This window comes from Spinactinospora alkalitolerans, from assembly GCF_013408795.1.
Lineage (GTDB): Bacteria > Actinomycetota > Actinomycetes > Streptosporangiales > Streptosporangiaceae > Spinactinospora > Spinactinospora alkalitolerans.
In genome coordinates, this window is the sequence record NZ_JACCCC010000001.1 from 1970527 (window position 1) to 1983107 (window position 12581).

The 12581-nt window shown below is 73.6% G+C and carries 7 protein-coding genes; 4 read left to right on the plus strand and 3 right to left on the minus strand.

All coding sequences use genetic code 11. The features are described from left to right. Nucleotides 1–34: 34 nt before the first annotated feature. The 3 genes from HDA32_RS08770 to tkt all read right to left on the minus strand — a co-directional run bounded on the left by HDA32_RS08770 (nt 35) and on the right by tkt (nt 5213). Nucleotides 35–1681 carry a phosphoglucose isomerase-related protein gene (locus tag HDA32_RS08770; protein WP_179642715.1) on the minus strand — a complete coding sequence of 549 codons (1647 nt, stop codon included), beginning with the start codon at nt 1679–1681 and terminating at the stop codon, nt 35–37. A gap of 173 nt (nt 1682–1854) precedes the next feature. Continuing rightward, the gene (tal, locus tag HDA32_RS08775; RefSeq protein ID WP_179642716.1) at nt 1855–2961 is read right to left on the minus strand and encodes a transaldolase; all 1107 of its coding nucleotides are present in this window, start codon (nt 2959–2961) and stop codon (nt 1855–1857) included. 131 nt (nt 2962–3092) lie between these two features. Beyond that, on the minus strand, nt 3093–5213 hold the full coding sequence (tkt, locus tag HDA32_RS08780; protein ID WP_179642717.1) for a transketolase: 2121 nt from the start codon (nt 5211–5213) through the stop codon (nt 3093–3095). Between the two features lie 751 nt (nt 5214–5964). Here tkt and HDA32_RS08785 point away from each other — a divergent pair. The 4 genes from HDA32_RS08785 to HDA32_RS08800 all read left to right on the plus strand — a co-directional run bounded on the left by HDA32_RS08785 (nt 5965) and on the right by HDA32_RS08800 (nt 12442). Continuing rightward, complete coding sequence (locus HDA32_RS08785; RefSeq protein WP_179642718.1) at nt 5965–7005, plus strand: heme o synthase; 1041 nt, start codon at nt 5965–5967, stop codon at nt 7003–7005. A 136-nt stretch (nt 7006–7141) separates the two neighbouring features. Further along, on the plus strand, nt 7142–8011 hold the full coding sequence (locus HDA32_RS08790; RefSeq protein WP_179642719.1) for a DUF4132 domain-containing protein: 870 nt from the start codon (nt 7142–7144) through the stop codon (nt 8009–8011). Between the two features lie 536 nt (nt 8012–8547). Then, entirely contained in the window at nt 8548–10971 is a 2424-nt protein-coding gene (locus HDA32_RS08795) for a hypothetical protein (RefSeq protein WP_179642720.1), read from the plus strand. Between the two features lie 295 nt (nt 10972–11266). Further along, a complete protein-coding gene (locus HDA32_RS08800; protein ID WP_312863096.1) occupies nt 11267–12442 on the plus strand; it encodes an ATP-binding protein in 1176 nt (391 codons plus the stop codon). Nucleotides 12443–12581 lie beyond the last annotated feature (139 nt).

Below are 12581 nucleotides of genomic sequence, written 5' to 3' on the forward strand. Positions count from 1 at the left end.
GCGGCGCCCCGCACGGGGCGCCGCGGCGAAGCGGTCACGGCTGCACGCGTTCCAGCGCCTGGCGCAGTTGGGCCAGGCCGGCCGCACGGTCGCGCAGGTGCAGGCGCAGAGCGGGGCGCTCACGCTCGCTCAGCGCACCGAAGTCGCCGAGCGCCTGGGCCGTCTGGAGCCGGCCGAAGGAGTAGGGCCGGCCCGGAACGTCCAGGTCGTCGGTGACCTCACCGGTGATCTGCAGGAACACGCCGTTGCTCGGGCCGCCCTTGTGGTACTGGCCGGTCGAGTGCAGGAACCGCGGCCCCCACCCGAACGTCACCGGGCGCGGCGTGAGCTCGGCGAGCGCCATGCGCAGCCGGGCGGCCGCGCCGTCGCCTTCCTCGTCGCGGTCCAGGTAGGCCATGACGGCGAGGTAGCCGGCCTCGGGCACCGCGCGCACCAGCCGCTGCAGCACCTCGGCGAGGTCCTTGGCGTCGGTGAAGAGGGAAGGGCCTGCAGCGTCTGCCAGGTGAACTTCGACCGCGTCCTCCACCAGCAGCGGCGTGCCGGTGGGCAGCGGGCCGTCGCCCGACCTCTCCAGCAGCGCCTTGGTGTTGTCCTTGGACTCCTGGACGTTGGGCTGGTTGAACGGATCGATCCCCAGCAGCCGCCCGGCTACGGCGGTGGCGTATTCCCAGGCCAGGAACTGCGCACCGAGCGGGCCGGTGACCAGTGTGTCGGCGAGCTCGGCCTCGGGCGCACCCGATTCGGAGAAGGCCACCAGGTGGGAGTCGGGGCCGGGGACGAACCCGGGCGCGTCGACGCCCTCGACCACGACCGGCAGCAGCCCGGTCCCGCTCTTGCCGGTGGACTCCGCGACGAGCTGCTCGATCCAGTCGCCCAGACCCGCCGGAGTGTCGCCGGCCAGCACGACCTTGTCGTGCCCGGTGAACCCGCCCAGCGCGGCGCCCAGCTCCAGTGCGGCGTTGCCCGAATCCGCGCTGAGCGCGTCGGTGAGCGCGCCGGCCTCCTTCAGCAGCGACTCTACGTCCACACCGGCCAGTGCGCTGGGCACCAGCCCGAACGCCGTCAGCGCGCTGTAGCGCCCGCCGACGTTGGGGTCGGCGAGGAAGGTGGTGTAGCCGCGCTCCTCGGCCAGTTCGGCCAGCGGTGAGCCGGGATCGGTGACCACGACGATGCGCTCGGCGGGGTCGATCCCGGCGTCGCGGAACGCCTGCTCGAAGGCGCGGCGGTGGCTGTCGGTCTCGACCGTCCCGCCGCTCTTGGACGACACGACCAGCACGGTGCGCTCCAGCCGGTCCGAGATCGCCCGGCGGACCTGGTGCGGGTCGGTGGTGTCGAGAGTGGTGAGCTCGGCGCCGCGGCTGGCGGCGATCACCTCCGGCGCCAGGGAGGAGCCGCCCATGCCGGCCAGGACGACGCGGTCGAGCCCGGCGGCGCGCTTCTGCGTCGCGACCCGCTCCAGCTCCGGCAGCAGCGCGCGCGAGGACCGCGGGAGGTCGATCCAGTTCAGCCGGATCGCCGCCTCCTCGGCGGCCTCGGGCCCCCACAGCGAGGAGTCGCGGGCGGCCAGCTTCGCGGGCACGCCGTCGGCGACGAGGCGCTCCTTGGCCGGGTCCGCCGCCTCCCGTACGGCTTCACGCAACGTGACCGTGAGGTTCCCGGCGTGTACCTGATCACTGCTCAAAGCGACTGGTCCTTCCTGGTTTCAGGTAAGAGTTCCAACAGAAGGGGCGAACAGGAGCCACGGCCCGGGCGGCGGTACGGGACCGGACGGGGCCTGCGGGCGCCGTCCGCCCTTCGGCGGCCCCGCGCCCGTCTGGCGGGCCCCGTCTTTTCGTCCCATGTCGCGCGGCGGCTCTAGGCGTTGGCCTCGAGCTGCTGGGAGACGCCGCCCAGGAGGCTCTCCCAGGACTTCTCGAATTTCTCGACGCCCTCGTCTTCCAGTACCCGGACCACGTCGTCGTAGTCGACGCCGACCCTGGCCAGCGACTCCAGGTCGGCCTTTGCCTGCTCGTAGCGGCCGCGGATCGTCTCGCCGGCGATCTCGGCGTGGTCGGCGGCGGCCTCCAGCGTGGCCTCGGGCATGGTGTTGACCGTGTTGGGCGCGACCAGCTCGGTGACGTAGCGGGTGTCGTCGTAGTCGGGGTCCTTCACGCCGGTGGAGGCCCACAGCGGACGCTGCGGCTCGGCGCCGGCGGCCTCCAGCGCCTTCCAGCGGTCGGAGGCGAAGACCTCCTCGTAGGCGGCGTAGGCCAGGCGGGCGTTGGCGATGGCGGCGCGGCCGCGCAGTTGCAGGGCCTCCTCGGTGCCGATCTTCTCCAGCCGCTTGTCGGCCTCGGCGTCGACGCGGCTGACGAAGAACGAGGCGACCGAGGTGATCGTGGCCAGGTCGTGCCCGTTGGCCTTGGCCTGCTCCATGCCGGCCAGGAAGGCGCCCATCACCTCCCGGTAGCGCTGCAGCGAGAAGATCAGCGTGACGTTGACGCTGATGCCCTCGGCCAGGGCCGCGGTGATCGCCGGCAGTCCCTCGACGGTGGCCGGGATCTTGATGAAGAGGTTGGGCCGGTCCACCAGCCACCACAGCGCGCGCGCCTCGGCGATCGTGCGCTCGGTGTCGCGGGCCAGCCGCGGGTCGACCTCCAGCGAGACGCGGCCGTCGACGCCTCCGACGGCGTCGTAGGCGGGGCGCAGCACGTCGGCGGCCCAGCGGATGTCGTAGGCGGTGATGGCGCGCACCGCCTCCTCGACCGACACGCCACGGACCTTCAGGTCGTGCAGTTGGGCGTCGTAGGCGTCGCCCTCCTTGAGGGCCTTCTCGAAGATCGTGGGGTTGGACGTGACGCCGACGACGCTGCGCTCGCGGATCAGCTCCGCCAGGTTGCCGCTGCGCAGCCGCTCCCGGCTGATGTCGTCCAGCCACACCGCGACGCCTTCACCGGACAGTTTCTGCAATGGGTTCGTCATGGCTTCCTCGTCATCCCCTCGTCGTCGCCCGCCGGCGAATCCGCCGAGGACCCGCCGACGGCTGCTCGACCTGCTGCCTGTCAACGAACAGAGGGTCCTTCCGCGTTCTCGAAGGACCCTCTGCACAATCGTTAATTTCCGGTCGTTGTCCCGCTCTCCTTGCCCAGCCTGGCGATGCTGGCGTGCACCGCCGCGACCACGCGGTCCGGCGTGAGGCCGAACTGCTCGTACAGCGTCTGGTAGGGCGCGGAGGCGCCGAAGTGCTCTATGCCCACCGTCTCGCCGCCGTCGCCGATGAGCTCGCGCCAGCCCAGACCGATGCCGGCCTCCACCGAGACGCGGGCGCGCACCGCCGGCGGCAGCACATGCTGGCGGTAGGAGTCGTCCTGCTCGTTGAACCACTCGATGCACGGCATGGACACCACGCGGGTCGGCGTGCCGGCGCCCTCCAGGCGGTCGCGGGCCTCCAGCGCGATCGCGACCTCGCTGCCGGTCGCGATGATGATCGCCTGGGGCTTGCCGTCGGAGGCCTCGGCGAGCACGTAGCCGCCCTTGGCGGTCTCCTCGGCGGCGCCCAGGTCGGAGCGGTCGAAGGTGGGCACGTTCTGGCGGGTCAGCGCCAGCGCGGCCGGGCGGTCCTGCTTCTCCAGGAGGGTGCGCCAGGCCGCCGCCGTCTCGTTGGCGTCGGCCGGACGGATCACGTCCAGGCCGGGGATCGCGCGCAGCGCCCACAGGTGCTCCACCGGCTGGTGGGTGGGGCCGTCTTCGCCCAGGCCGATGGAGTCGTGCGTCCAGACGTAGGTGACCGGTAGCTTCATCAGCGAGGCCAGGCGCACCGCCGGGCGCATGTAGTCGCTGAAGACCAGGAAGGTGCCGCCGTAGGGGCGCGTCGGGCCGTGCAGCGCGATGCCGTTGAGGATCGAGCCCATGCCGTGCTCGCGGACGCCGAAGTGCAGCACCCGGCCGAACCGGTTGCCGGAGAAGGACTTGGTGGAGTACTCCTCCGGGATGAAGGACGGCTCGCCCTTGGGCGTGGTGTTGTTGGAGCCGGCGAGGTCGGCCGAACCGCCCCACAGCTCGGGCAGGATCGGCGCGATCGCGCTCAGCACCTCGCCGGAGGCCTTGCGGGTGGCCATGCCCTTGGTGCTGGCCTCGAAGCTCGGCAGCGCCTTCTCCCAGCCCTCGGGCAGCTTGCCCGAGGACAGCCGGTCGAACAGCTCCGCGCGCTCGCCGGCGCCGTTGCGCCAGGCGGCGAGGAAGCCGTCCCACTCGGCGCGCGCGTCGCGGCCGCGCTCGACCGCCCTGCGCGTGTGCTCCAGCAGCTCGGCGGGGACGTCGAAGCGGGTGTCGGGGCTGAGGCCCAGCACCTGCTTCGTGGCGGCCACCTCGTCGGCGCCCAGCGCGGAGCCGTGCGCGGCGCCGGTGTTCTGCTTGTTGGGGGCCGGCCAGCCGATGATCGTGCGCAGCTTGATGAACGAGGGCCGCTCGGTCTCGGCCTGCGCGGCCAGCACGGCGCGGTACAGGGCCTCGACGTCCTCGTGGTAGGAGCCGCCGTCGGTCCAGTCGATCTCCTGGACGTGCCAGCCGTAGGCCTCGTAGCGCGCCGCGACGTCCTCGGAGTGCGCGATCTGGGTGTCGTCCTCGATGGAGATGTGGTTGTCGTCGTAGATGAGGACCAGGTTGCCCAGCTTCTGGGTGCCGGCGAGCGCGCTCGCCTCGTGGGAGACGCCTTCCTGCACGTCGCCGTCGGAGCAGACCGCGTAGACGAAGTGGTCGAACGGGCTCTCACCGGGGGCGGACTCGGGGTCGAACAGGCCGCGCTCGCGGCGTGCCGCCATGGCCATGCCCACCGCGTTGCCGAGGCCCTGGCCGAGCGGGCCGGTCGTGGTCTCCACGCCGGCGGTGTGGCCGTGCTCGGGGTGGCCGGGGGTGAGGCTGTCCCACTGGCGCAGCCGCTTGATGTCGTCCAGGCTCAGGCCGTATCCGGCCAGGAACAACTGGATGTAGAGGGTGAGGCTGGAGTGGCCGCACGACAGCACGAACCGGTCGCGCCCGACCCAGGCCGGCTCGCTGGGGTCGTGCCGCATGATCTTCTGGAACAGCAGGTAGGCGGCCGGAGCCAGGCTCATCGCGGTGCCTGGGTGGCCGGAGCCCGCCTCCTCGACCGCGTCCATCGCGAGGGCGCGGACCACGTCGACGGCGCGCTGGTCCAATTCCGACCACTCAAGGGACTTCGAGGTGTCGATGTTCACGCGGGCTCAGGGCTCCTTTCGCGCATCCAGGCCATAAAACGGGCGCGGCGCCCGGAATGTGTCCCGAGATCTGTGGATATGGACTTGCCTGCCGTGCCGGCCGCCGACCACGACCTCCGGTGCCACCACGGGCCCGCCACGACAGGGACGACTATCCCTGAGCCTATCGTCCAAACCGTACGGCCAGGATGTTCAACACGTCTCACCGCATCTCGCGGGGGCGCGGTCCTTGACCCGCCGGGTGCGGCGCGCTAGGAGGACGGGGCGCGCGCAACGGAGCGGAAGCGCGGTGGAAGCGCAGTGGAACGGACAAGGCGCGCGGAGGGGGTGGAGGGCGAGGCCGCCGGGGAGCCGGCCGGGCGGGGAGAACGGTGAGCGCCCTGCGGACGCCCGCGGCCGCCACAGCTCAGAGCGCCTCCCGGCGGACCGGCCCCGGTTGGGGGACCCCTCCAGGTAAGTACTACAGTATGTCGTTGACCGGGTTCGCGGATTCCCGGCGCGTATTCTCGGCGGGTGTCGGTGGGATCCGACGGGCGCCTGAGGGCGGCGCGCGGCCTCCGCAGGCCTGCTGTGGCGAGCAGTGAAGATTCCCTATTCCTTTGAGGTTCAGCGTGTCTGTGTCCGTAGAGCGGATGTCTCCCGCCGCGCGTTTCGCGCCGCGCGGCCGGCGGGCCGAACGGCAGGTGGGCGCCTTGCGGGCGCGGTTGGCCCCGAAGGTCCGGCCCGAGCGGCCCTGGACGCGACGGCGCTGATGACGTTGCTGAACCGCTCCCCTCACACCACGTCCGACTCCTCCTCGGCCGACCGGCCGGCCGAAGACGGCACGGCCGACGGCACGACGGCCGGCGAGTCGGCCGGCCGCGGCGCCGCGGCCGAGCCCGCGGGGCGCTCCGGCTCCTTCGGCGCCTACGTGCGCGCCTACGTGGCGCTGTCCAAGCCGCGCGTCATCGAGCTGCTGCTGATCACCACGATCCCGGTGATGTTCGTGGCCGCGGCCGGCGTGCCGCGGCTGTGGAACGTCGTCGCGACGCTGCTGTTCGGCACCATGTCGGCGGCCAGCGCCAACGCGATCAACTGCTACATCGACCGCGACATCGACCAGGAGATGCGCCGCACCCGGCGCCGCCCGGTCGCGATGCACCAGGTGACCCCGCGTGGCGCCGTGATCTACGGCCTGACGCTGGCCGTGGCGTCGACGGCCGGCTTCGCGGTGTTCGTGAACTGGCTGTCGGCCGCCCTCTCGGTGTTCGCGATCGCCTTCTACATCTTCGTCTACACGATGCTGCTCAAGCGGCGCACCGCGCAGAACGTCGTGTGGGGCGGCATCGCGGGCTGCATGCCGGTGCTCATCGGCTGGGCCGCCGTCACCAACCGGCTGGACTGGGCACCGTTCATCCTCTTCCTCGTCGTGTTCTTCTGGACGCCGCCGCACACCTGGGCGCTGGCGATGCGCTACCGCGAGGACTACGCCGCGGCCAACGTGCCGATGCTCCCGGTCGTGGCCGGCGACCGCCGCGTGGTGCTGGAGTGCGTGCTCTACAGTTGGGCGACCGTGCTGGTGTCGGTGGTGCTGTGGCCGGTCGCGCAGACCACGCTGTTCTACCCGGTGGTGGCCGTCGTGCTCGGCGCGATCCTGCTGGTGCAGGCCCACCGCCTGCTCGTGAAGGTGCGCGCGGGCGTCACCGGCCCGCGGTTGAAGACGATGGGTTTCTTCCACCTGTCCAACGCCTATCTGGCGCTGCTGTTCGCCGCGGTGACGATCGACCCGCTGCTCGCCGCCCTCATGCGCTGACCCCGCCGCTTCGGGGAGCGGGCGGGCACGGGGCGGCCCGAAGGCGCGGGCACCCGTTCGCAGGAGCCGCCCGGGGCGCTCTTCGCCTCCCGCGGTCCCGCGCGCTCTGTCGCACCGCATCGGTATAACAGGGCGCATGTCAACCACCCCCACCGCCACGGCGGAGACGGTCTGGACCGACGGCCCGGACGGATACGCGCTCGCCCTTGACGGCCGCACCCTCGTGTGCCGCGGCGCCAAGGGGAGGCGGCTGAAATCCGTTCCCAAGAAGGTGCGCGACTCCGCCGAGGCCGAACGCCTGCTCGGCCTCGCCCAATGGCTCCAGCGCCACGACCGCGAATGCCGCAAGCGCGTGGAGTCCTGGATGCTCGGCGCGCTCCCGGTCCCGGCCGCGCTGCTCGCCGAGGTCTGGCCCGACCCCTCCTGGCGCGCCCTGTTGGAGAACCTGTTCGTCGTCCCCGCCGAGGGGGGTGACGGCGGATTCCTGCGCGGCATCGGCGACGACGGCCGCATCGACGCCGAGACCGCGTGGCTCGGCGCCGAGCGCGTCGTCATCAGCCACCCCGTGCTGATCGATGACCTCGACGACGTCAGGGAGTTCGCGCTCGAACTCGGCATCGAGCAGGGCGTCCCGCAGCTCACGCGCGAGGTGCACCGCAAACCCGGCGGCCTCGCCGCCGAAGCCCGGCGGGTCGCCGACTACGCCGACGGGGAGTTCGAGGCGCTGCGCGAGGCCACCGGCCGCGCCCAGCGCGGCGGGTTCGCGGTGCGCGGCGGCTACGCGGTCTGCCGCGCCGTCGACGCCGGCCGCAGCGTCCAGGCCCGCTACTGGATCGGCTCCGACGCCCCCGAATACCGCGCGTTCACCGGCGACCTCGTCTGGGTCGACGCCGACGAGCGTCCGCTGCCGCTGCGCGAGGTCGGCCCGGTCGCCTGGTCCGAAGGCGTCCGCATGGCCGAAATGATCTACACCGGTCGTACGGCCGCGGAGGAGGACCAGGCGTGACCGCGCTCCCCGCTTCCGGCTCCGCGTCCGATCCCGGACCCGGGTCCGGCACCGCGCTCTTCGACGCGGGCCTGGCCCCTCTCGGCTCCGCGCCCGGCGCCGAGACCGATTGGGTCCGCGCCCGCCGCCACGTCCATCCGGTGCTCGGCGAGCGCCCGGCCGTGCGGCTCGCCGGCGACACCAAGGTCCCCGCGAGGACGCCGCGCTGGACCTCCTCGACTTCGCCGCGCCCGCGGTCTCCGGGCCGCACGGCCCGCTGGAGCGGTTCCTCCCGCTCAGGCCCATCCTCGAGATCTTCGCGGAGACGTGGGAACGGGACCGCACGGCACGGACCGCGGACTGACCCGTCGATACCGGGCGGCGTGCGGCACCGCGCACGCCGCCCGATGGCGGACCGGACCCGCTCGGGGGCGGCAGGGCCGCGCAGCAGGCCTCTGTGGCCGCCGCTCCAGCGGGCCGGTTCTGTCGGCGGGCCCTGGTAGCTCTGGGACCGCGCACCGACCTTCCCCCTTCCCCCGCACGTTGAAGGAGACGCCGTGCCCCCCACCGCCGTCCCCGGCGACGCCTTCCCGGCACTCGCCGACGCCGGGCTGCTGCCGCCCGATGCCGAGGTCCCCGGCACCCATCCCGTCCGGGCGCGCGCCTTCGGCCACCCGGCGCTGCCGCGGCCGACCGTGCGGATCGTCGCCGACGCCGTCGCCCCCGCGGAGGACGCCGCACTGGCCCACCTGGGGTTCGGCCTCCGGCACGTGAGCGAGCCCGTCGCGCGCGGGCGCGCGTCCGCACCCCTGCGCTACCCCTACTGGGCCCTGGTGCACGATCCGGACGGCGCCGTCGCGGCGCTCGCCGCGACCCGGAGACTGGAGGCCGCGGCCCGCCTCGCCGGGACCAAACCCGGCCGCGCCTTCTCCGCCTACGAGGACATCGCCGAGACCCTGCCGCCGCTCCAGGCCCCGCCCATGTGGGACGAGGCGGCGCGGTCCTTCATCGAGGCCGAGCGCCACTACTACGCGCAGCGCTGCTTCTCCCGGGCGCGCCGCGCCGAGCGTGTGCTGCCCGAACCGCCCGACACCGAAGCGGTTCGCGCGGCGTTCCTGGAGTTCTCCGAGGTCGGCGCGGTCGGCGTGAAGGAGGTCAAGGAGCACGTCGCCGACCTCGGCGCGCGGTTCGGCGCCGAGCGAGCCCACGCCGAACTGCGTGAACTGGCGCTGCTGCGCTCCCGCGCCGGCCTCCCGCCGTGGGCCGACCTCGTCGATCAGATCGGCGCGTGGGCGCGCGAAGCCGGTCTGGACCCGGCGGCCGAGCAGAGCGGCCTGCTCGCCGAACTCCTCTCCCTCTCGGCGGTGTCCCAGGCCGAGAACGGCTTCTGGGACCGCAACCGCACCGGAATCGCCCGGCTCGCCGAGCGCGACCCGAGGATGCGGCCCCTGCTGCGCACCATGGTGAGCGGCTCCGGGATGCGCGCCGCACCCAGGAGCTGGGTCCCGCTGCTGCTGGAGAGCGGGGCCGTCGCCGACCTCGCCGCCACCGCCGCGCCCGGCGAGACCGCGGCCTGGCTTGAACACGCCATGGCGGCGGCCACCCGGCGCGCCTGGACCGGGCAGCCCGACAACGACGCGTACGCACTCGTCGCCCCGCTCGCCGCGCGGCTGCGCGCCGACGGTGTCCCGGTCAAGGCGTGGGGCGTCAGCCTCCGCTCGGGGCGCACCCTGCGCCCGGGGCTGCTCGACACCCTGCTCGGTGAAGGCGTGCCCTTCGACGACGGCGGCGCGACCGTCGACGCCGACGCGTTCATGGGAAAGTGGGACACCCCTCCGCCGCACGGCCCGCACGGCTACGCGCCCCTCATGGCCGACTCCCGCTACGCGCCACTGGTCCGCGACCTGGTCGACCGCTACACGGAGGCCGGGCGGGTACACGTCCTTTGGCGCCTCCCGCTGCTGCGGCCGCTGGTCACCGCACGCCTCGACGTGCTCGCCGACGACCTCGTGCACGGCGGGCTGCACCGGGCGCGAACGGCGCTGGAGGTGCTGGAACATGTGGACCGGCGGTTCTGGGACGCCGTCCCCGGGCAGGTGGCCCGGATCCGCGAGGCCGACGCTGACGCGGTGCTCGCGCGCACCCTGCGCCGCGGAATCGTCGACGAGCTGGAGCAGCCGGACCGGTCGCGTGTCGTCAAGGTGAAGCGGTCGGGGCCGGGCATGCTCATGACCATGTCCTCCGCGGCGTTCGCGCACGTCCGGCGGCTGCGAGCCGCGACCTCGGGCGCGGCGGACGGCACCGACCCGGCGGACCCCGCCGATGCCGCCGATGGCGCCGCCGCGGCGCCCGGTCTCCACGCGGACCTCGCGGCACTGGACGGCGCCCGCCGCACCCGGTTCGAGGCCGTATCCGAAGTCCGCTTCGGGTGGTTCCGGGCCGGGGACGGAGATAACGGCGACCTCGTCGAGATCTCCGACGACGACCCGCCCGGACGGTGGTGCCCGCCCGGCGCGCCTCCCGCCGACATCGTGGGGCCTGAGGCGTACGGGCCCAGGAGCCCTTGGCACGAGCGGCGCGTGCGGATCGTCGACCGCAGCGGCGACCACGAGGAGGTCCTGTGGTCGCTCCCCGCGGAATCCGCCGTGTGGACGGCGGTGCACGGTGTCGCCGACGGCACCTCCGAACCGCTCCGCCCGGAACTCGCCGCCCACCTGACCCCGCGCGATCCCGAGGCTTCGGCCCGTCTGCGCGCGGTCACCGACGGGCAGGCGCGCGCCCTGGTGCGCGCCGCGGCCGCCGAGATCGGCGGCATCCACCGCTTCCAGAGCAGGTCGATGCCGCTGCCCGCCACCCGGGCCGAGGTCGACCGCCTGCTCCCCGGCGCCCACGACGCCCTCGCGAAGGGCGTCGCGGGGCTGGCCCGCGAGGCCGCGCTCTTCCAGCGCGCTCTGCGGCGGCTGCACGAACGGCCGGTGTGAGACCCGGAGGCCGGTCGGGGTCTGCGGGGCGGCGGAGAGCAGGGACCGCGAGCGCGGTGCGCCGGTCCCCGCAGGCCCTCCGGGGACGGCCGCCGCGTCCCGTCACCGCGTTCCGGTATTCCTGGCTCGTCACGCTTCACGGCGGTCCCGCCCTCGGGACCCGAGCGCGGCGACGGGCGCCCCGTCGCTCCTCCTGTCGGTTCCGTCTGGTAGGACGATGCCGACGACCCGACGCGCCAGTCCACCGGATCCAGCAGGTGTCCACCGAAAAACCGAACGAAACGGAAGGGGCGGGGTGAGCACGCAGACGACCCTGGAAGCCGCGCAGATCGAGCCCGCCGAGCTGCGTTACGCCGATGAGCTGGCGTTCCTCGCCGCCTACGACACCGGACCGCGCCCGCCCGGGTGGCGGCTGACCCCGCGCGCCGTCGTCACCTTCATCGTCGGCAGCGGCGGAGCCGGGCTCCGCGTCGCCGAGCCGGTCGATGGCGTGCCCGCGAGCATGGAGATCCCCGCGAAGTTCGTGGGGGAGCGCGGCCTCGTCGAGCGCAGCGTCGTCACGCTGGCCGGCGAGCGCGGACTGCTCCTGGTGGGCGAACCCGGTACGGCCAAGTCGATGCTCTCGGAACTGCTGGCCGCGGCGGTCAGCGGCACCGGTGCGCTCACCGTCCAGGGCACCGCCGGCACCACCGAGGAGCACCTGCGCTACGGCTGGAACTACGCGCTGCTGCTGGCCAAGGGGCCGAGCCGGGAGGCGCTCGCGCCCTCCCCGGTGCTCACGGCGCTGCGCTCCGGCCGCCTGGCCAGGGTCGAGGAGGTTACGCGCTGCCTGCCCGAGGTGCAGGACGCCCTGGTCTCGATCCTCTCCGATCGCCGCATGGCCGTCCCGGAGCTGGCGGGCACCGCGGAGGGCGACGACGCCGCAGGGGAGGGGCTGTTCCTGGCCCGCCCCGGCTTCAACGTCATCGCGACGGCGAACCTGCGCGACCGCGGGGTCTCGGAGATGAGCGCGGCCCTCAAGCGGCGCTTCAACTTCGAGGCCGTCCCGCCCATCGCCGACCTCGACGCCGAGGTCGAGCTCGTGCGCGGCCAGGCCGGTGCGGCGATCGCCCGCCACGACCGCGACCTCGCGGTCGACGACGCCGTCATCGAGGCCCTGGTCACCGCCTTCCGCGACCTGCGCTCCGGCCGCTCGGCCGAGGGCTGGCCGGTCGAGCGGCCCACGACCGTCATGAGCACCGCCGAGGCCGTGGGCATCACCACCTCCCTCGGGCTGCAGGCGGCCTACCTCGGCGCCGGCGATCTGCTGTCGCTGCTCCCCGGCTACCTCCTGGGCACGGTGCGCAAGGACGACCCCGAGGACCAGGGGCGGCTGCTGGCCTACTGGGATTCCACCGTCCGCCACCGCGCCGAGGACGGCGCCCGCCTGTGGAAGCGCCTCTACGAGCTCCGCCACGTGCTGGGGGAGTGAGCCCCGTGCGGACCGAGACGACGTCGGACGCGCAGCGCGGTCCCGCGTGACGCGCGGGCCTCGCGGCCGGCGAGGCCACGAGACCGGTCGTGAACGAAGGGACCTGGAATCCGGCCGGCGGTGCCCGCCGAGCCGGAGG